The sequence below is a fragment of the Actinoplanes sp. NPDC051851 genome (assembly GCF_040681165.1).
In the GTDB taxonomy this organism is placed as follows: Bacteria; Actinomycetota; Actinomycetes; order Mycobacteriales; family Micromonosporaceae; genus Actinoplanes.
On record NZ_JBFAYF010000001.1, the window covers coordinates 416,579 to 435,702 of the forward strand.

A 19,124-nucleotide genomic window follows, 5' to 3' on the forward strand; every position below is an offset into this window, starting at 1 on the left:
ACCCCGTATCGGACGTTGATTTGGTGTTTTATGTCGGACTTGGTCGCATCGCTCAAGAACGTTAAGTGATGCTGGCCATACGGAAAGATTGCATCAGAGGCGTCGTCGATGCAAGTTGCATGTCAGTCTTCCGTGATCGTGAGTGATCATTCATAGGGGCTCACCTATCGAAGATCCTGGCTGGACGTGGGTATAAGTTGGACATATACCCGCAAATTGCCAGTTGACGCGAGTTATTCAAACCATCCGATGGGACTACCCCGAACAGCGCAACGCACTGCTGGTGCGCACCTCGCGGGAATCGTCGTCGTTGCTCATCCAGGACGATCTCATTGATCTCTGGGCGACCCTCGATGGAGGCCGTCGCCGACCTGGGGAGGTTGCTGTGGAACTCACGGACGTCAAGGAAGTCAAGGGACTCCGGGTGGACCTGAGCCGTGCGCGGTGGCTCCGGAGTGCCGGCGGCGACGCCGCGGACGGGAACTCGGTCGAGGTGGCCTTCGTGGACGGTGCGATCGCCGTACGGGACTCGAAGAACCCCGCCGGCCCGGCGCTGATCTTCACGGCCGCGGAATGGGACGCTTTCGTCGGCGGTGCCAAGGATGGCGAATTCGACCTCTGACCTGCGATAGTTTCGTTCTTACCCGCGGGCATCCCGGCCGTCTTGTGGCCATATGCCCGAATTTTGCCGTCGCCAGGTGCGGCGCGCCTCGTTGAATGTTCCAAGCGCGGGCCGGACCGCGCTGACGGCCGGGATGGATTCGAACGAGGCAAGGCAGAGATATGACGATTGGTTCGGAGAGCCTCAGCAACGGCTCGTCGACGGCACAGGACCGGTTCAGCGGCGGCGTGAGCGCGTACCGGGCGAGCCGCCGGGAGGCGCTGTCGGTGGATTCCGCCGACGATCTGCTGTCTCCCCGGCACAGCAGCGGTTCGGGTCTGCCGACCCGTTCGCCCGGGGGTTCGTACAGCAGCATCGAGCCGACCAGTGCACTGGACCGCGCGGCCACGTTGCCGTCGCTGGACCTGCAGGGCCTGACCGAGCCGGTCTTCGGAGCGAGCTGGAGCAGCGACGGATCGTCGTCGTCCAGCGAGTCGATGGCGGATCACCCGCTGCTCCGGGGCCTGCTCCTGGAACTGCCGGCGCGCGGCACCCTGCCGCCGTCCGAGTGGCTGGACCGCTGGTTCGAGGCGGCGCGCTCCATTCTGGAGCTGCTCTACGTCCAGGAGGCCCGTGCCGCCGCGCATAACAGGTAGGTGAGACCGTTCGGCCCGCCCCCGGTAGACGGGGCGGGCCGACGCCTTCTCCGGGAGTCAGCGGACCCCGGCGCGAACGCGTTCCCGTCCCAGCGGGGCCAGCACGAGCGGGGCGAGCCGGCTGTGCCGCAGCGCTGCGCGTACCCCGATCGCCACGCCCGCGATCGCGACCAGCGTGATCGCCACCCCGGTCGCGGTGCTCACCCCGGGGACGCCCTCGCCGGGCAGGGCCACCAGCCCGGCAGCCAGGGGCAGCCCGGCCACCGCGGCGAGCCCGGTGACCTGGAGCGGCGCCGCGACCAGCGGGTGTGCCGCACCGGCACGCAGGGCCGGCGGCACCGGCGCCAGCGGTGCGGTCGCGAACGCGCCGGCACCGCGCCGCACCCAGCTGAGGTGGCGTACGGTCCCGGTCAGCACGATCAGCGCCGGTACGGCGGGAAGCAGTGCGGCCGTCGTCGCCGTGGACGCACCCGGCATCAGGGCGGCGACCAGCGGCACCGCCACGAACGCCGTCGCGCCTGCGCCGACCAGCAGCCCCAGCACACCCGCCCGCCGGCGCATGGCGAGCGCTGTGCCGGCGCTGGGCAGCCCGTCCGCCACGAGTCCGGCCGTGAGCCAGACGACAGCGAGCACCCCGATCAGAACGACGTCCACGGCAGTAGTCACATCGACAGCGTTCACCGATTACGCGGCGCGCAAAACCGGGCTGTTCCCGGACCGCGACCCGTAGGGGTAACAGTCGGAAACCCGATCGAAGATCAGATCAGACGGCGAAGTCGGTGACCGGCTCGGTGGCGGGCGCCGGCGGGGTGGCCTTCCACAGCCCGAGCTTCTGCGCCGCGAGCCGGCTCAGGTACGCGGGGTTGAGGAGGACGTACCGCTTCCACAGCCGCTTCGGCTCCAGACCGAGGCGCCACAGCCACTCCAGCGCGTACTTCTGCATCCACGCGGGAGGGTTCTTCAGCAGCCCGGCGTGGTAGTCGAACGCGGCGCCCACGGCGAGCAGTGGCATGTCCAGGTGCGGTCGCATGGCGTAGGTGAAGACCTCCTGCCGCGGGCAGCCCAGACCGACCAGCACCACACGGGCACCGGAGGCCTTGATCCGCTCCGCGATCTCGATCTCCTCGCCCGGGTGCGACTTCCGGAACTTCGACGCCTCCACCCCGGCGATCTTCAGCGCGGGGAACATCTCCTGCAGCGCCGGCACGAGCCGCTCCAGCGTCGGCTCGGTGGACCCGTACAGGTAGACCGGAAGCCCCTCGGCCGCCGCGCGCTCCACCACTTTGAGGGTCAGCGTCGGCCCGTACACCCGATCGGTGAGTCCCGCCCCGTGCAGCAGGTTCAGTGCCCACCGCACCGGCTGTCCGTCCGGCGTCACCAGATCGAACGAGTTCAGGCGCGCATTGTGCGCCGCATCCTGTACCCCGGTCATCACCCCGTGCACGGCCAGCGCCGTGACCGCGAACCCCCGCCCCTCCTTGGCCGCCTCAACAATCTTGGCAGTCGCACTGGCGTAGTCCGTCGCGTCGACCAGCACACCCAACACGTTGCGCTTGTCCTGGCCAACCCCGGTGGGCGTAGCGGTCACAAAGAACTCCACGACGTAGAGACACTGGCGCGCCACCTTACCGCCGACGTCCAACGGTCAAAACGTGACGCGACACACCGTACGGAAAAAACAAGGGCGGAACCGAGACCAAAAACTTTTCCAGCCCGACCACCGGCAAAGCGGGCCCACCGTAACGTGGGGGTCTGGGGGGCTCGGCCCCCAGGTAGCAAAACGAGGCGCCCTGGTTCGCGGTCTTTGCGAACACAGGGCGCCTGCGAATCGTGGGGATGGGGGGAGTTGAACCCCCACGTCCTTTCGGACACACGGACCTGAACCGTGCGCGTCTGCCATTCCGCCACATCCCCATGTGACTTGGTCTCGGAGATCATATAACTGACCTCGGTGACCGGGTGAAGCGGGCCCCGCCGGGTCTGCTTCAGGTTACTGCGTGCGACAGACTACGCTGTCGCACGTCACTAGAGCGAGTTGATATCGCCCCGCGACGCAGGAAACATTAGCACGGCGTCGTAGGGCGTCATACGAGGGTCAGAAGTGCCGGCTGCTCTTGGGCTACAGATGCGCAAGCGGCCGCCGGATACCATCATGTCCTCGGAACCCGAGGAGGAGCCGGTGAGCGTGCTGCAGCGCTTTGAGAAGCGATTGGAAGGCCTGGTCGAAGGGGCCTTCGCGAAGGTGTTCAAGGGTGTAGTGCACCCTGTGGAGATTCTGAATGCCATGCAGCGGGAGGCCGAGGCGCACAAGGCCATCCTCGCCGGTGGCCGCACCCTCGTGCCCAACCGCTACGTGATCGACCTGTCGCCGTACGACCACAGTCGTCTGGCGCCCTACGCCGCCGCGCTGGCGCAGGAGCTGGCGCAGTCCCAGGCCGAGTTCATCGGTGAGCAGGCCTGGACGGTGTACGGCGACGTGATCGTCGAGATCGAGCGTGGGGACGGCCTGGACACGGGCATGTTCCGCGTGACCGCGGAGGTCTACACCGGTGGTGAGGTCGCCCCGGTGCAGCAGCCGGCGTATGACGCCGGCCCGCAGTACTCGCCCTACGACCAGCACGGTGGTGGCTACCAGCAGCACGGTGGTGGCGGCCACGGTGGCCCGCGCAGCGTCGGACTGGTCTCCGGCGACGGGCGGACCTACCCGCTGCAGATGGGCTCGACCGTCATCGGTCGTGGCGACCAGGCGAACCTGCGCCTGCCGGACGTCGGCATCTCGCGCCGGCACGCCCGGCTCGACTACGACGGCAACCAGGTCGTGCTGACCGACCTCGGTTCCACCAACGGCACCATGGTCAACGGCCAGCGCGTGTCGGCCGTGGCACTGAACCCGGGCGACATGATCCAGCTCGGCACCACCACGCTCACCTTCCGAGTGGACGGCTAGCGGCCTTGCCCGAATTCGTCCTCACCGTCGCCCGGTTCGGATTCCTCATCCTTCTGTGGATCTTCGTGTTCACGGTGGTCGGTGTGATCCGACGGGATCTGTTCGCGGGTGCCCGGTCCAAGAGCATCGTCGCCAGCCCTCGGGGGGTGGGTGGCGCGGTGCTTCAGGGCCGGCCGGCGAAGGTGAAGCGCGGTAAGGCGGCGCGGCAACTGGTCGTGACCGCCGGTCAGCTGGCCGGCACCCGTATCACGCTCGGTGAAGCCCCGATCACGATAGGGCGTGCTGAGGATTCGACGCTCGTCATCACCGACGACTTCGCCTCCGCGCGCCACGCCCGGCTGGTGCCACGCGACGGCCAGTGGTTCGTTGAGGACCTCGGCTCGACCAACGGTACTTATCTTGATCGAGGTAAGGTCTCCGGGCCAACCCCCGTCCCCCTTGGCGTCCCGATCCGCATCGGACGCACTTCTCTCGAGTTACGGCCATGACCCTGACCCTGCGCTATGCCGCTCAGTGCGACCGCGGTCTGATCCGAGACCTCAACCAGGACTCCGTTTACGCCGGGCCGCGACTCCTCGCAGTCGCGGACGGCATGGGCGGCATGGCCGCTGGTGACGTCGCGTCCAACATCGTCATCGCCGCTATGGCGCCACTCGACGACGACGTCCCGGGGGACGCGCTCGTCGACGCGCTGCGGCACGCCGTCGGCACTGCCAACCAGCAGCTGCGTGACACCGTCGACGCCAACCCGCAACTCGAGGGTATGGGCACCACGCTGACCGCGGTGCTCTTCTCGGGAAGCAAGTTCGGCATGGTGCACATCGGCGACTCCCGCGCGTACCTGTTGCGCAGCGGTGAGTTCGCGCAGATCACCAAGGACGACACGTACGTTCAGATGCTGGTCGACGAGGGCCGCGTCAGCCCCGAGGAGGCGAGCAGCCACCCGCAGCGGTCGCTGCTCACCCGAGCGCTGGACGGCCGGGACATCGACCCGGAGTACTCCGTCCGCCAGGTTCTCAAGGGCGACCGGTACCTCATCTGCAGCGACGGCCTCTCCGGTGTGGTCAGTGGCGAGACGATCGCCCAGACCATGAAGGAGATCCCCGACCCTAAGGCCTGCGCCGAACGCCTGGTGCAGCTCGCCCTCCGTGGCGGCGGTCCGGACAACATCACCGTGGTGATCGCGGACGCGACCGACGTCGACATCATGGAACAGGCGCCGATCGTCGGCGGTGCGGCGTCCCCGCTCGACCGTGGCAACACCACGGTGGCGGACAGCTCCACCTCGGCGGCCCGCGCGGCGGCTCTCAAGCCGCAGGCGCCGCGCCCGGCGCAGCCGGAGACCAACGGGTACGACCGCGAGCCGGAGCCCCAGGGCCACCCGGTACGGACGACCCTGCTGGTCCTCCTGCTGCTCGGTGTGCTCGGCGGTGGTCTCTGGGCCGGGTGGAAGTACACCCAGGGCCAGTACTACGTCGGCGCGACCGAGGCGGGGCAACTGGCCATCTTCCGCGGCGTGCCGGGGCAGATCGCCGGGCTGGACCTGTCGACGGTGAGCGAGACCAGCACGGTCCGCCTGGAAGACCTGACCACGGTCGCCCAGGAGCGGGTCAAACAGGGCATCCACGCCGACAGCCAGGACGCCGCACGGACGATGCTGACCGACCTGACCACGGACGACGGTTCGAACCCGAACCTGAAGCCGGTCTGCGTCACGACCAGCCTCGCCCCGACCGCGACCGCGACGCCGGGTGCGAACCCGAGCGCCGTGGCCTCGACGGGAACCGTGCCGAGTGCCCAACCGTCCGAGAGTGCAGCCACGGCCGCCGACAACGGCTGCCGGACCGTCGACTGAGCACGGCCTACACGTCTGGGGAAATTTCTTGACCGCGCCCGCCGTACCGGCTCCCACACCCGCTTCCACGGGTGAGATGTCGCGTATCCCGGGATTGAAGACCCGCCGTAACGCCGAACTCGGGCTGCTGGCGTTCGCCATGCTGCTCGTGATGGCGTTCGGGGCGACCGTCGAGGCGAACCAGTTCGACACGATCACGTCCACGTTCTGGGTGCCGGCCGTGCTGCTGAGCATCCTGTTCCTGGGCCTGCACGTGGTCATCCGGTTCACCGCGCCGTACGCCGACCCGGTGCTGCTCCCCGCGGTGGCGCTGATCAACGGGATCGGGGTGGCGTTCCTGCGCCGCCTCGACATCGCCCGGGCGATCAGCAACGACGAGGACATCCCGGGGATCTTCGCCGGCACCGGTGGGCGCCAGCTCGCCTGGACCCTGGCCTCGCTGATCCTGGCCACGGTCCTGCTGCTGGTGGTGCGCGACCACAAGATCGTTTCCCGGTACGCGTACACGCTGGGCCTGGCCGGCATCGTGCTGGTGATGATCCCGGCGGTGCTGCCGTCGAGCCTCTCCGAGGTCAATGGCGCCAAGCTGTGGATCAAGTTCGGCTCGTTCTCGATCCAGCCGGGTGAGTTCGCGAAGCTGGCGCTGGTCTCCTTCTTCGCGTACTACCTGGTCCGCAAGCGCGAGGTGCTCTCGCTGGCCAGCAAGCGGTTCCTGGGCATCGACTTCCCGCGCGGCCGCGACCTCGGTCCGGTCGTCACGGTCTGGCTGCTCAGCCTCCTGGTCCTGGTCTTCGAGAAGGACCTCGGTACCGCGCTGATGTACTTCGGCCTCTTCGTGGTCACGCTCTACGTGGCCACCGAGCGGTCCAGCTGGCTGATCATCGGCCTGGTGCTCTTCTTCGGCGGCGTCTACCTGGCCTACCTGCTGGGCGCCTCGGTCGGCGGCCCGTTCGCGAACTTCTACGACCGGGCCGAGGTCTGGCTGGACCCGTTCTCGGACGCCAACTACGACCGGGTCGGCGGCAGCTACCAGCTGGTCCAGGGCCTGCTCGGCCTCGGCAGCGGCGGACTCTTCGGGTCCGGGCCGGGCGGTGGCGCGCCGGGGCACATCCCCGAGGTGCGCACCGACTTCATCTTCGCCGGGCTCGGTGAGGAGATCGGTCTCTTCGGTCTCTCCGCGCTGCTCGTCTGCTACCTGCTGATCGTCGAGCGCGGCCTGCGCGCGGCGATCGCGGTGCGTGACTCGTTCGGCAAGCTGGTCGCCGGTGGCCTGGCGTTCACGCTCGGCCTGCAGGTCTTCGTGATCCTCGGTGGCATCACCGGGCTGATCCCGCTGACCGGCCAGACCACGCCGTTCCTCTCCGGCGGTGGTTCCTCCCTGATGGCGAACTGGCTACTGATCGGCATGCTGTTGCGGATCTCGAACGCGGCCCGCGGACCTGCGGGCGGCCCCGCCGGCCCGGAACGGCCCGGACCGAAGAAGGCACCCACCCAGCTCCACGGCGCCATGACGGAGGTGATCAAGCCGTGAACGCCCCACTCCGCCGTTCCGGCGTGGTCATCATGGTCCTCTTCGGCCTGATCTTCGCGAACCTCAACTGGGTTCAGGCGTACAAGGCCGACGACTACCGCACCAGCTACCGAAATCCGCGGGTGCAGGAGGCGGAGTACGACCGTCCCCGTGGCGTCATCGAGGCCGATGGCACCGCGCTCGCCCAGAACCAGGCGACCGAGGACGACCTGAAGTACCTCCGCGTCTACCCGAAGGGCGAGGCGTACGCCCCGGTCATCGGGTACAAGCCGGTCAGCATGGGCAGCGTCGGCATCGAGGAGAGCGAGAACGACTTCCTCTCCGGCGAGAGCGACAAGCTCTTCGCGGACCGGCTCAGCGACATGTTCACCGGGGACAACAGCGGCGGCGGCAACGTGGTGCTGACGCTGAACACCAAGGCGCAAGAGGTCGCGTACAAGCAGCTCAAGAACAACGAGCGCGGTGCGACCCGGGGCGCGGCGGTGGCGATCGACCCGCAGACCGGCGCGATCCAGGCGCTGGCCTCGTTCCCCAGCTACGACCCGAACGAGCTCGTCACACACGACAAGACGGCGGCGTCGAAGACGTACAACGTGCTCCTCAAGAAGGAGAACAACCCGCTGCTGAACCGGGCGACCTCGCAGACCCTGCCGCCCGGCTCGACCTTCAAGGTGGTCGTCTCGGCGGCGGCCCTGCAGAACGGGTACGACGAGGACACCGAGATCCCGGCGGGCAGCGTCTACACCGAGGGCGGCGCGACGATCCACAACGCCGAGGACGAGGTCTGCCCGGGCAGCGAGGTCACCCTCAAGGAGGCGCTGACCGAGAGCTGCAACACCGGGTACGCCAAGCTCGGCGTGAAGCTCGGGGCCGACAAGGTCAAGGCGGCGGCGAAGGCGTTCGGCTTCGAGGACGACACGCTCAAGGTCGGCGATCTGGAGAGCGGCGACGGCCTCGCGGTGGCGGCCAGCCACACCGGTGAGATCGCGAACGAGGACGGCAGCACCGACAAGGCGGCGCTGGCCCAGTCCTCGATCGGCCAGCGGGACGTCCGGATGACGCCGGTACAGGGCGCGCTGATCGCGGCCGCGGTGGCCAACGGCGGTGAGGAGATGCGGCCGTACCTCGTACAGAAGCTTCTGAACCAGGATCGCGGCACGGTCTACACGGCCCAGCCCAAGACGCTGCGCACCCCGATCAGCGGAACCGTCGCGTCCAAGCTGAAGGACATGATGGTCAGCGTCGTCGAGAACGGCACCGGCACGAACGCGCAGATCGACGGATACACGGTCGGCGGCAAGACCGGTACTGCCCAGAACGTGGAGAACGCCGACCCGCACGGCTGGTTCATCGGGTTCGCCTTCAACGACAAGGGCGAGGCCGTCTCGGCGGTCTGCGTCGTTCTGGAGAACGTGTCCGGTGGGCACGCCAGTGCCGAAGCTGCCCGGATCGCCGGCCTGATCATGAAGGCCGCGGCCGGGGGAGGGAACTGACATGATCCGCCCGGGGGTCACGCTCGGTGGGCGCTACCGCTTGGAGGAGCGGATCGCCGGCGGCGGCATGGGTGACGTCTGGCGCGGCACGGACGACGTGCTGGGCCGGACCGTCGCGGTCAAGATCCTGCTGCCCGCGCTGCTGGACGAGCCGGGCTTCGCCGAGCGTTTCCGCGGCGAGGCACGCACGATGGCGACCATCAACCACCCGGGCGTCGTGGACGTCTACGACTACGGCAGCGACCAGCAGCTCGCCTTCCTGGTGATGGAGTATGTCGAGGGCGACGCGCTCTCCCGCACCCTGAGCCGGGTCGGCCGGCTCACCCCGGCGCGGACCATGGCGCTGGTCGCCCAGGCCGCCGACGCGCTGCAGGCGGCGCACGCGAACGGGATCGTGCACCGGGACGTGAAGCCGGGAAACCTGCTGGTCCGCCCGAACGGGACGCTGGTCCTGACCGATTTCGGCATCGCCCGCTCGGCGCTGGTCGGTCAGCTCACCGTGGCCGGCGCGGTGCTCGGCACGGCGTCGTACATCTCGCCCGAGCAGGCCGCCGGCGACACGGCCACCCCGGCGTCCGACGTGTACGCCCTCGGCGTGGTCGCCTACCAGTGCCTCTCCGGCCACCGGCCGTTCGACGGGGCCACCCCGATCGAGATCGCCATGAAGCACGTCCGGGAGACCCCCCGGCCGCTGCCCGGCGACATCCCGCCCGCGGTACGCGCCATTGTGGAGCGGGCGCTCGCCAAGGACCCTGCCGCCCGCTGGCCCAGCGCCGCGGCGATGGCGGCGGTCGCCCGGCAGGCCGCCTCCTCGCTGACCACCCAGCCGCACCCGGTGCAGCACCCGATCCAGCAGCCCGTGGCCCAGCCGGCCCGGGCCGCGGTGCCCCGGCCGACCTCGGGTGCCCGCGGCGCGGCGTCGGTCCCGCAGGCACCCCAGGCGTCACCGGCCCCACCGGTCTCGCCGCCCTCGCCCCCGCCGTACCGGCCGCAGTCGCCGCATCCGGGTCCGCCGATGGGTGGATATCCGCACCCGATGGCGCAGGGCAGACCGGAGAACACGTTCGGCCGTCAGGTGCTCATCGTGCTGGCCGTGGTGCTCGCACTGCTGGTCCTCCTGTGTGCCGGGGTCATCTCGTTCCTGTATCGACATGGCAACAACAACTCCGCCGCAGAGCAAGCGCTGGGTAATCACCGCAGCTCGGCGGCTATCCTCCGCACGGGCGTGGCTGCTGACCGGTTGTCGGCGGCGTCGTACCGTCTAACCAAGGCCGATCCCCAGCTCGACCTGATCCGACCGAACGAAGGACGACAGACGCTATGACGGCGCAGGCCCGACTGCTCGGCGGCAGGTATCAGGTCGGTGAGCTGCTCGGCTACGGCGGTATGGCGGAGGTGCACCGGGGACGCGACCTCCGCCTCGGACGGGACGTGGCCATCAAGATGCTGCGTACCGACCTGGCCCGCGATGCCACGTTCCAGGAGCGCTTCCGCCGCGAGGCGCAGAACTCGGCGGCTCTGAACCACCCGGCGATCGTCGCGGTCTACGACACCGGCGAGGAGATCTCCGCCACCGGCGAGAAGCTCCCGTTCATCGTGATGGAGTTCGTCAACGGGCGGACCCTCAAGGAGGTCCTGGCCCAGGAGCAGCGGCTGCAGCCGCGCCGGGCGCTGGAGACCATCGCCGACATCTGCGCCGCGCTGGAGTTCAGCCACCGGCACGGGATCATCCACCGGGACATCAAGCCCGGCAACGTGATGATCACGCAGAACGGCCAGGTCAAGGTGATGGACTTCGGCATCGCCCGGGCGCTGGCCAGCGGTGCCACCACGATGACCCAGACCAGTGCCGTGATCGGCACCGCGCAGTACCTCTCCCCCGAGCAGGCCCGCGGCGAGTCGGTCGACGCCCGTTCCGATGTGTACGCGGCCGGCTGCGTCCTCTTCGAGCTCCTCGTCGGGCACCCGCCGTTCGTCGGCGACAGCCCGGTCAGCGTGGCGTACCAGCACGTCCGGGAGGATCCGCGGGCGCCGAGCTCGATCGTCCGGGAGATCCCGCCGGACCTCGACGCGATCGTGCTGAAGGCGCTCGCCAAGAACCCGCTGAACCGGTACCAGAGCGCCCAGGAGATGCGCGCGGACGCGCTGCGCGCCGTCTCCGGCCGTCCGGTGATGGCGACCCCGGTGATGAACCAGGAGACCGTCGCGATGGGCGGTGGTCCCCGGCAGTGGCAGCCGCAGGGCGCCACCACCATGCAGCGGCCGGTCCCGGCCTCGGTGCAGCCGCGCAGTCAGGACAACAAGCAGTCCTGGGTCTGGGCCGCGCTCGCCGGTCTCGGCGTGCTGGTGGTGATCGTGCTCGGCGTCGCCCTGGCGAACAAGGACAACGGCTCCGGCGACAACAACGACACCACCACGGTCGAACAGGTCCAGATGCCCGACCTCAAGGGCCTCACCAATGCGCAGGCCCAGGCGAAACTGGACGGGCTGAAGCTGACCAACCGGACCTCCACCGAGCCGAGCACCGGCACCGACTGCAACGGCGAGGTGTTCGAGCAGTCGCCGAGCGCGGGCGAGACGATCGCGATCGACACCCAGGTCAGCTACACGCTCTGCAACGCGCCGGACAAGGTGAAGGTGCCGACCGGTCTGGTCGGCGGCACGCAGGAGGCGGCGAAGGCGGCCCTGGAGAGCGCCGGCCTGGTGCCGTCGTTCAAGGAGGTCGACAGCGCCTCGCCCAAGGGCCAGGTGATCAGCGTGGCGGACGCCGGGGACGAGGTCGACCCGGGCTCCACGGTGGTCGTCAAGATCTCCAACAACGCGCTGGTCTCGGTGCCGAACGTGGTGGGCAAATCGCAGGACGCCGCGGTCGCGCTGCTGGAGAACGCCGGCCTGAACGCGAACGTCGAGATCGTCGCCTCGGGCGCCGACCCCGGCGAGGTGGCCTCGCAGGACCCGGGCGCTAAGGACAAGGTCGAGAAGGGCAGCACGGTCACCATCTTCGTGGTGTCGACCGCGACCGCGGAGCCGAGCGAGTCGGCCTCGGTGGACCCGACCGACGGCACCGACGACCCGCTGGACTGACCGGGCCATAGGGCGTACACGAAGAAGCCGGCAGCGTTCTCGCTGCCGGCTTCTTCGTTGGTATCTAAAAACCCGGTCAGGCGGTGGCGAAGGCGGAGCGGCGGCGGAGCTCGACCTCGGCGGCCAGCGCGGGTGCCTTCTCCAGGGCCGACTCCAGGCCACAGGAGGCGAGCCAGTTGGCCAGCATGGTGTGGCCGCCCTCGGTGAGCACCGACTCCGGGTGGAACTGGACGCCCTCGATCGGCAGGGTGCGGTGACGCATCGCCATCACCACGCCGGACTCGGTACGCCCGGTCACCTCGATCTCGTCCGGGAGCGTCTCGGCCAGCACGGCCAGCGAGTGGTACCGGGTGGCGGTGAACGGCTCGGGGAGGCCGGCCAGCACGCCCGCGCCCTGGTGGAAGACGAGCGAGGTCTTGCCGTGCAGCAGCTCGGGGGCGCGCGTGACGGTGGCGCCGAACGCCGCGCCGATCGCCTGGTGGCCGAGGCAGACCCCGAAGAGCGGGATCTTCCCGGCGTACTCCTTGATCACGTCGAGCATGATCCCGGCGCGGGTCGGCTCGCCCGGGCCCGGGGAGAGCAGGATGCCCGCCGCGCCGAACCCGGCGACGTCGGCCACGGTGATCTCGTCGTTGCGGCGTACCTCGCACTCGGCGCCGAGCTGGCCCAGGTACTGCACCAGGTTGAAGACGAAGGAGTCGTAGTTGTCGATCACGAGGATGCGCACGTCAGTCACCTGCTAGCCCGGGGTTGGAATCGTTGGAGGCGGTGTTGTACGGGATCGCGTCCGGTGCCGAGGCGTCCGGGTCCACGGCCGAGTCGTTCTCGCTGGGGTCGCTGCTCGGGTTGACCAGGCCGCCCTCCTCCTGCGAGGTCCCGTCACCGCTGGTGACCTGGACGTCGTCGAACGGCAGCAGCGGGGTGGCCCAGGGGAAGACCACGTACCAGAGCAGGGCGACGATCGCGGTGAGCGTGACGACCGAGGTGCTGAGCTTGGCCCAGAGGTTTCCGGGGAGCTTGCGCCAGATCCAGGCGTACATCAGCCGGCCTTCGTCTTCATCTCGGCGGGCATCCCGGCGTCGGGCAGCGTCGAATCCCGGGCCACCGTCTCCACCAGCTCGGCGTGCACGATCAGGCGCTGGTAGTTGTTGAACTTCGGGTTGCAGGTGGTGAGTGTCAGCAGGGCCTTGGTCGGGGTCTCGTTCGGCTTGTTCGGCACCGGGGCGACCACCTCGACCTGGTTCGGCTTCACGATCTGCTGGCCGTAGACCTTGTAGACGTACCAGCTGTCCCGGGTCTCCACGCCGATCACGTCACCGTCGGTGAGCTCGTCGATCCGCCAGAAGATCTTCTTGATCCGGTGGCCGGCGACCGAGAAGTTGCCGATCTGGCCGGGCTGGGCGGTCTCCGGGTAGTGGCCGGGGGCGTACCGGATGTCGTCCGGTGTGACGCCGTCGACGACCACCCACTCCTTGTCCAGCTTCGGGATGTAGAGGCGGCCGACCAGGCTCTCGCCGGGGGCGGCGGGCGCCTTGATCGTGCTGGCGCTCGGCGACACCGTCGGGTCGGACCAGGCCTGGTCCAGCTCCTGGGCGAGGTGGTCCTGCTCGGACTGCACCTTGGCCGAGTTGCCGAAGACCTCGTACCCGGCGAAGAGCAGCACGATCAGACCGAACGTGATCATCAGTTCACCGGCGCCGCGGATGCCGGTGCGGATCCGGGAGCCGGTGGTCGGGCGGGTGAGCTCGGAGTAGACGCTCTTGTAGCCCTCGCCGGTCTGCTCCGGGCGCAGCTTGACGACCTTCTCGCCGCGCTTGGGCTGCGGCTCTGCGGCCATCGCGGCCTCCGCCTCGTCCGGGTTGCCGGAGCGGACCGTGGGGTTCGCCGGGTCGACCGTCGCCGCGCCGAGGACCGCCTCCGGGCCGGCCGAGTCCCGGGCCGCCTGAGCCGCGCTGCCGGGTGGCAGGGCGGTCAGCTTGCCGGGGAGCGCTCCGCCGGCCGGGATCGCCGGGAGCAGGCCGGTGGGCGCGTCGATGGTGCGGATGATCTGGGTCTCGCTGGAGTCCCGCTTGACCACCGGCGGGGCGGCCGGCGGCGTGATGGTGGGGGTCAGCGTGGTCGGCGCCGACGCGGCCGACGGCGTCACGGCCGGGGTCAGCGTGGTCGGTGCCGACGCGGCCGACGGGGTTACGGCCGGGGTCAGCGCGGTGGGTGCCGACGTGGCGGGGCTGATCGGGCCTGTGCGTTCTGAATCGGTCACGGGCCAGGTCGAGTGCCGGGACGGCTGGTTCGTCGCCTCTGGGGCGTTCCAGGCGGGCTGGCGGGCGCCCTGCTGCGTGGCGGGCCACGCCGCGGTGGGTGCGGCAGCGGCCGGAGTCGCCTGCGGCATCGCGGCCGTCGGCTGGGCGATAGCGGGCGAAGCCGCCGGTGGGGCGGGTGGCGTGGGCGGGGCGGGCTGCTTCGAGGCCTGCTTGGCGGCCCAGGCGGCGAGGGCCGCGGCCTCCTCCGACTTCGGGCCCTGCCGGTTCTCGGCCTGCGTCGTCGGCCAGGCCGCGGTGGGCGCCGCGTTCGCGCCGCCGGTCACCGCGTTCGCGCCGCCTGGTACCTCGATCTTGCTGGTCGCGCTCGGATCCCAGGGCTGCTGTGCCGTCGCCTGCGGCTGCTGCACCGGGGGTTGTTGCGCCGCGGGCTGGGGCTGGGACGCCGTGGGCTGGGGTGTCGTGGGCTGGGGTGTCGGGTCGGCCTGGGCGGTCTCGGCCGCCTTCGCGGCGTCGCCACCGAAGAACGTGAAATTCCCACCGGTCGCGGAGCCGGCCGCCGGGCCGGCAGTGGTGGGTGCGGACGCGGGCGGAGTGCCGTTCCATCTCCGTGCCGCGGCTGCGGCCGCGCTCACCGCATCGACCCCGATTTCGGTACGCCCGGCGCCCGATTCCTTCGTCGCGTCCTGAATCCGCTGCGCAGTGGCCGCGTCCGTCTGGAGTATCGCGGTGTCCGCCGCGGGCTCGGCCGGCACCGTGGCCCACTCGGCGGTGCCCTGCCCGGACGAGGCCGGGTGATCAGAACCGGACCGGTCGGCTGCACCCGGGTCCGGCGTGATCGGCTCCGGCTGCGGCGCGGCGCTCCGGCTGGACCGGGTCCGCGTCGGGTAGCGGGTGGGCGGCGCGCCCACGCCGACGCTCTCGCCGAGCCCGACCGGGGGCGCGAGGGGACCACCGGGCACGCCGTCCGGCGACGCGTCGGTGATCCGGGGGATGTAAGCCGTCTGGGCGTCGGCGTCGGGGGCGCGATGCCGCCCCGATCCTGACGTTCCCCCTGGGTACTCCGCGGGCGGCACCATCACTCGGCTGCCTGCGCGGATCGGAGGTCGGTCGACCCGTCGTACGCCCGCACTGTCACGTCCTTCTCCACCTTTTCCGTGTAGCCGAGCCCGAAGTCGGCGACGGCCTCGCGGAACTGCCTGACTCCTTCTGCGGACTCCAACGCACGACTCATCGCTGTGGGTTCGCCGATTGCGGTGATCTTGAATGGAGGCGAGAAGACCTGGCCGTGAAGGAGGAGCGTATTGCCGACACAGCGTACCGCGCTTGTCGAGATCACACGGACATCCATGATCGTCATACCTTCGGCTCCACCAGCCCAGAGAGCGTTCACCACGGCCTGTACGTCGCCCTGATGCACCACAAGATCGTCATTGTCCGGTGCGTTGTCGCCGAAGTCGGATCCCCGACGCGGCGAGTCGTTGAGCGTCACGGTGAGACCGGGGCCGTGCAGGGCCGTGAAGCCGGCGGCCTGCTGGGCCGCGTCGGCCTTCTCCCGGGCGCTCTCGACCGGCGAGCCGACCTCGGCGTACCGGGCCGCCTCCTGGTCGACCTCGGCGCGCAGCTCGGCGGCACGCTTCTCGCTGTCCGCCAGCCGGGTCCGCTTGTCGGCGATCAGCTGTGTCAATTGCGGCCTGCGGTCGTCCCGGAGTGCCGTACCGTCGGCAGTCGTCGCCGATGTCGTGAAGAGCAGCCCGGCCGCGAGCGCGATCAACGGCACGCCGGCGGACCAGACGGATCTCCGTCCGCTCCGGCGCGGCCGGAGACCGCCGGCCAGGCGTCGTAGCATGGGTTTCCAGGAGGAGTCGCGAGCGGCGTTCCGCCCCTCGCGTCCACGTAGAAAGACCACTCAGCCTCCCTCACGAACCGGCGCCGGTTTATTTTCTCGCCCCGGCGGGTGCCTCTCTGTGCGCAGCCTTGACTACGCTAGCTGGCGAACAGTATTCGCCACGGGCAGCATTCGGGACTTCCGGAGCCGCTCAGCGGTGGGTTGTTCACCACTTGTTGCCCTCAGGAGAGATCCGTGCCGAAGTCACAGGTTCGCAAGAAGAAGGTCTACACCCCGCCGTCGGACATCCGCCCCGCGGTGACAGCGGCGTCCAAGAAGCCGAGTCCCGTCTGGCTGCCGGCCACCGCGGTGACCCTGATCGTGCTCGGTATCGGCTGGCTGGTCGTCTACTACCTCTCGTCGCAGGCGTACCCGGTGGAGAGCTGGCGGTACTGGAACCTCGCGGTCGGGTTCGGCTGCATGGTCGCGTCGCTGGGTCTGCTGTCCCGCTGGCGTTGAGCCCGTGTCCGCTTAATGCGGATACGTGAAATTCTTCCAAACCGAGCGCACCCCCGCCTGGCGTGGGGTGCGCTTTCGGTGAGCGCCGGTTCTGGACGGGCGCAGGGGCGCACTCCTTGACCTGCGGCGCGCGCCCGTCTATTACTCGTGGGTAACATAGGCTGGCGCATAGCCGACCGAGGAGGCACACGCTGATATGGGCATCGCGCAGATCATCTCTACCGTCTTAGCGGGGGCGGTCACGGTGGTGGCCGTCGCCCTGGCGGTGCGAGCCGTCCTCACGATCACCGCGGTGATCCGTCAGGGGCAACCGGCCCCGGAGCGGTTCACCGACAAGGGGACCCGGACCAAGACCCTGCTGAAGGAGTCGGTCGGGCACACGCGGATGCTCAAGTGGAGCGCGATCGGCGCGGCCCACTGGTTCGTGATGTTCTCCTTCATCATCCTGTCGTCGCTGGTGCTCGAGGCGTACTTCGAGGTGGTCACGCCGCACGGTGAGCTGCCGATCATCGGCCCCTGGTCGATCTTCGGGCTGGTCACCGAGTGGTTCGGGATCCTCGGCACGATCGGCATCGGCTACCTGATCTTCGTACGGCAGCGGCAGAAGCCCGGTGCGGTCAAACGCTCCCGGTTCCTGGGCTCGACGATGTGGCAGGCGTACTTCGTCGAGTCGATCATCGTGGGCGTGCTGGTCTGCGGGTTCCTGATCCGTGGCCTGAAGGTCGCCAACGGCACGTTCCCCTACCCGGTGTGGGCGGCCCCGCTGTCGCACGCGATCGGCTCGGTCATGCCGGAGTGGCACGACGGGCCGACCTGGGTGGCGCTGATCAAGCTGCTCATCTCGATGGGCTGGCTGATCACGATCTCGCTGAACCCGACGATGGGTGTGGCGTGGCACCGGTTCCTGGCGTTCTTCAACATCTTCTTCAAGCGCAGCCCGGAGAAGCCCGCGGGCAGTGGTCTGGGCGCGCTGAAGCCGATGATGAGCGAGGGCAAACCCCTCGACTTCGAGGAGGCCGACCCGGAGAAGGACCTGTTCGGCGTCGCCCAGGTGGAGCAGTTCACCTGGAAGGGGCTGCTCGACTTCTCCACGTGCACCGAGTGTGGCCGTTGCCAGTCCCAGTGCCCGGCGTGGAACACCGCCAAGCCGCTGTCGCCGAAGCTGCTGGTGCTCTCGCTTCGCGATCACGCGTACGCGAAGGCTCCCTATCTTCTCGCCGGTGGTGGCAAGGACCTGACCGGTGAGGAGAAGGCGACCGAGGCGCAGCTGGCGCACATGGACGTCCTCGCGCTGGCCGAGGGCGACCGCCCGCTGATCGGTGGCGTCGACGAGAACGGCGTGATCGACCCGGACGTGCTCTGGTCCTGCACCACCTGCGGCGCCTGCGTCGAGCAGTGCCCGGTCGACATCGAGCACATCGACCACATCGTCGACATGCGCCGTTACCAGGTGCTGATCGAGTCCTCGTTCCCCTCCGAGGCCGGCGTCATGCTGCGCAACCTGGAGAACAAGGGCAACCCGTGGGGCGCGCCGCAGAACACCCGGGAGGACTGGACCAAGGGCCTGGACTTCGAGGTGCCCCGGGTCGGCGAGACCGAGGACTTCGACTACCTGTTCTGGGTCGGCTGCGCCGGCGCGTTCGAGGACCGGGCCAAGAAGACCACCCGCGCGGTCGCCACGCTGCTGCACGAGGCCGGGGTCAAGTACGCGATCCTCGGCGAGGGCGAGACCTGCACCGGCGACCCGGCCCGGCGGATCGGCAACGAGTTCATCTTCCAGATGCTCGCCCAGCAGAACGTCGAGACGCTCACCGAGGCGTTCGGCGACAAGAAGGTCAAGCGGATCGTGGCGACCTGCCCGCACTGCTTCAACACCCTCGGCAACGAGTACGAGCAGCTCGGCCTCGAGGTCGAGGTGGTCCACCACACCCAGCTGCTGGCGCACCTCGTCAAGGAGGGCAAGCTGACGCCGGTCCAGCCGATCGACGGTGACGTGACCTACCACGACCCGTGCTACCTCGGCCGGCACAACCGGGTCTTCGACGCGCCCCGTGAGGTGCTCGGGCAGACGGCCAATTTCGTCGAGATGCCGCGGAACTCCGAGCGCTCCTTCTGCTGCGGCGCCGGTGGCGCCCGGATGTGGATGGAGGAGCGGATCGGCAAGCGGATCAACGTGGAGCGGACCGAGGAGGCCCTGGCCACCGGCGCGAAGACGATCGCGGTCGGCTGCCCGTTCTGCTACACGATGATCGGCGACGGGGTGACCGGGAAGGGCAAGCAGGAGGAGGTCGAGGTCGTGGACGTGGCGACCGTCCTGCTGCGCTCGCTCAAGCAGGAAGCCTGATCCTCCGG

At 69.3% G+C, this 19,124-nt stretch carries 17 protein-coding genes and 1 tRNA gene; 11 read left to right on the forward strand and 7 right to left on the reverse strand.

Going from position 1 to position 19,124, the window contains the following annotated elements; translation table 11 throughout:
- Positions 1-385 precede the first annotated feature (385 nt).
- The gene (locus AB0M08_RS01935) at positions 386-622 is read left to right on the forward strand and encodes a DUF397 domain-containing protein (RefSeq protein ID WP_364486795.1); all 237 of its coding nucleotides are present in this window, start codon (positions 386-388) and stop codon (positions 620-622) included.
- 161 nt (positions 623-783) lie between these two features.
- Positions 784-1,257: a hypothetical protein gene (locus AB0M08_RS01940; RefSeq protein WP_364486798.1), complete on the forward strand. Its 474-nt coding sequence runs from the start codon at positions 784-786 to the stop codon at positions 1,255-1,257.
- 57 nt (positions 1,258-1,314) lie between these two features.
- On the opposite strand, the gene AB0M08_RS01945 is transcribed toward AB0M08_RS01940, so the two are convergent.
- From AB0M08_RS01945 to AB0M08_RS01955, 3 genes are all read right to left on the reverse strand, one after another.
- On the reverse strand, positions 1,315-1,923 hold the full coding sequence (locus tag AB0M08_RS01945; RefSeq protein ID WP_364486801.1) for a hypothetical protein: 609 nt from the start codon (positions 1,921-1,923) through the stop codon (positions 1,315-1,317).
- Positions 1,924-2,020: 97 nt separating this feature from the next.
- Positions 2,021-2,845 carry a WecB/TagA/CpsF family glycosyltransferase gene (locus tag AB0M08_RS01950; RefSeq protein WP_364486804.1) on the reverse strand — a complete coding sequence of 275 codons (825 nt, stop codon included), beginning with the start codon at positions 2,843-2,845 and terminating at the stop codon, positions 2,021-2,023.
- 243 nt (positions 2,846-3,088) lie between these two features.
- Positions 3,089-3,171 (reverse strand) — tRNA-Leu (locus AB0M08_RS01955).
- A 238-nt stretch (positions 3,172-3,409) separates the two neighbouring features.
- On the opposite strand from AB0M08_RS01955, the gene AB0M08_RS01960 reads away from it, so the two are divergent.
- The 7 genes from AB0M08_RS01960 to pknB all read left to right on the forward strand — a co-directional run bounded on the left by AB0M08_RS01960 (position 3,410) and on the right by pknB (position 12,167).
- Positions 3,410-4,204 (forward strand): DUF3662 and FHA domain-containing protein, encoded by a 795-nt coding sequence (locus AB0M08_RS01960; protein WP_364487138.1) that lies wholly within the window; start codon positions 3,410-3,412, stop codon positions 4,202-4,204.
- Between the two features lie 5 nt (positions 4,205-4,209).
- On the forward strand, positions 4,210-4,692 hold the full coding sequence (locus AB0M08_RS01965) for an FHA domain-containing protein (protein WP_364486807.1): 483 nt from the start codon (positions 4,210-4,212) through the stop codon (positions 4,690-4,692).
- Positions 4,689-6,059: a PP2C family serine/threonine-protein phosphatase gene (locus AB0M08_RS01970; RefSeq protein WP_364486810.1), complete on the forward strand. Its 1,371-nt coding sequence runs from the start codon at positions 4,689-4,691 to the stop codon at positions 6,057-6,059. Before AB0M08_RS01965 ends, AB0M08_RS01970 begins: the two co-directional genes overlap by 4 nt.
- Positions 6,060-6,135: 76 nt before the next feature.
- Positions 6,136-7,590 (forward strand): FtsW/RodA/SpoVE family cell cycle protein, encoded by a 1,455-nt coding sequence (locus AB0M08_RS01975; RefSeq protein WP_364486813.1) that lies wholly within the window; start codon positions 6,136-6,138, stop codon positions 7,588-7,590.
- Entirely contained in the window at positions 7,587-9,083 is a 1,497-nt protein-coding gene (locus AB0M08_RS01980) for a penicillin-binding protein 2 (RefSeq protein WP_364486816.1), read from the forward strand. Before AB0M08_RS01975 ends, AB0M08_RS01980 begins: the two co-directional genes overlap by 4 nt.
- Position 9,084: 1 nt before the next feature.
- Positions 9,085-10,407 (forward strand): serine/threonine-protein kinase, encoded by a 1,323-nt coding sequence (locus AB0M08_RS01985; protein WP_364486819.1) that lies wholly within the window; start codon positions 9,085-9,087, stop codon positions 10,405-10,407.
- On the forward strand, positions 10,404-12,167 hold the full coding sequence (pknB, locus tag AB0M08_RS01990) for a Stk1 family PASTA domain-containing Ser/Thr kinase (protein WP_364486822.1): 1,764 nt from the start codon (positions 10,404-10,406) through the stop codon (positions 12,165-12,167). Before AB0M08_RS01985 ends, pknB begins: the two co-directional genes overlap by 4 nt.
- A 76-nt stretch (positions 12,168-12,243) precedes the next feature.
- Here pknB and AB0M08_RS01995 read toward each other — a convergent pair whose 3' ends face one another.
- From AB0M08_RS01995 to AB0M08_RS02010, 4 genes are read right to left on the reverse strand one after another with little or no spacing between them, the layout of a single operon-like run.
- Positions 12,244-12,894, reverse strand: a complete 651-nt coding sequence (locus AB0M08_RS01995) for an aminodeoxychorismate/anthranilate synthase component II (RefSeq protein WP_364486825.1) — start codon at positions 12,892-12,894, stop codon at positions 12,244-12,246.
- A gap of 1 nt (position 12,895) precedes the next feature.
- Positions 12,896-13,207, reverse strand: a complete 312-nt coding sequence (locus AB0M08_RS02000) for a hypothetical protein (protein WP_364486829.1) — start codon at positions 13,205-13,207, stop codon at positions 12,896-12,898.
- Positions 13,207-15,504: a class E sortase gene (locus AB0M08_RS02005; RefSeq protein WP_364486832.1), complete on the reverse strand. Its 2,298-nt coding sequence runs from the start codon at positions 15,502-15,504 to the stop codon at positions 13,207-13,209. The genes AB0M08_RS02000 and AB0M08_RS02005 overlap by 1 nt, the downstream gene beginning before the upstream one ends.
- Positions 15,504-16,274, reverse strand: coding sequence for a DUF881 domain-containing protein (locus AB0M08_RS02010; RefSeq protein ID WP_364486835.1), 771 nt, complete (start codon positions 16,272-16,274; stop codon positions 15,504-15,506). The genes AB0M08_RS02005 and AB0M08_RS02010 overlap by 1 nt, the downstream gene beginning before the upstream one ends.
- 234 nt (positions 16,275-16,508) lie before the next feature.
- Between AB0M08_RS02010 and AB0M08_RS02015 the strand changes: the two genes are divergently transcribed.
- A complete protein-coding gene (locus AB0M08_RS02015; protein WP_364486838.1) occupies positions 16,509-16,772 on the forward strand; it encodes a cell division protein CrgA in 264 nt (87 codons plus the stop codon).
- Between the two features lie 196 nt (positions 16,773-16,968).
- Positions 16,969-19,116, forward strand: coding sequence for a (Fe-S)-binding protein (locus tag AB0M08_RS02020; RefSeq protein WP_364486841.1), 2,148 nt, complete (start codon positions 16,969-16,971; stop codon positions 19,114-19,116).
- Positions 19,117-19,124 lie beyond the last annotated feature (8 nt).

Coding starts and splice junctions, on each gene's coding strand:
- pknB (WP_364486822.1), top strand. CDS start 10,404: ATGACGGCGCAGGCCCGACTGCTCGGCGGCAGGTATCAGGTCGGTGAG.
- AB0M08_RS01975 (WP_364486813.1), top strand. CDS start 6,136: ATGTCGCGTATCCCGGGATTGAAGACCCGCCGTAACGCCGAACTCGGG.
- AB0M08_RS01960 (WP_364487138.1), top strand. CDS start 3,410: ATGTCCTCGGAACCCGAGGAGGAGCCGGTGAGCGTGCTGCAGCGCTTT.
- AB0M08_RS01970 (WP_364486810.1), top strand. CDS start 4,689: ATGACCCTGACCCTGCGCTATGCCGCTCAGTGCGACCGCGGTCTGATC.
- AB0M08_RS01940 (WP_364486798.1), top strand. CDS start 784: ATGACGATTGGTTCGGAGAGCCTCAGCAACGGCTCGTCGACGGCACAG.
- AB0M08_RS02010 (WP_364486835.1), bottom strand. CDS start 16,274: ATGCTACGACGCCTGGCCGGCGGTCTCCGGCCGCGCCGGAGCGGACGG.
- AB0M08_RS02020 (WP_364486841.1), top strand. CDS start 16,969: ATGGGCATCGCGCAGATCATCTCTACCGTCTTAGCGGGGGCGGTCACG.
- AB0M08_RS01985 (WP_364486819.1), top strand. CDS start 9,085: ATGATCCGCCCGGGGGTCACGCTCGGTGGGCGCTACCGCTTGGAGGAG.
- AB0M08_RS02000 (WP_364486829.1), bottom strand. CDS start 13,207: ATGTACGCCTGGATCTGGCGCAAGCTCCCCGGAAACCTCTGGGCCAAG.
- AB0M08_RS02005 (WP_364486832.1), bottom strand. CDS start 15,504: ATGGTGCCGCCCGCGGAGTACCCAGGGGGAACGTCAGGATCGGGGCGG.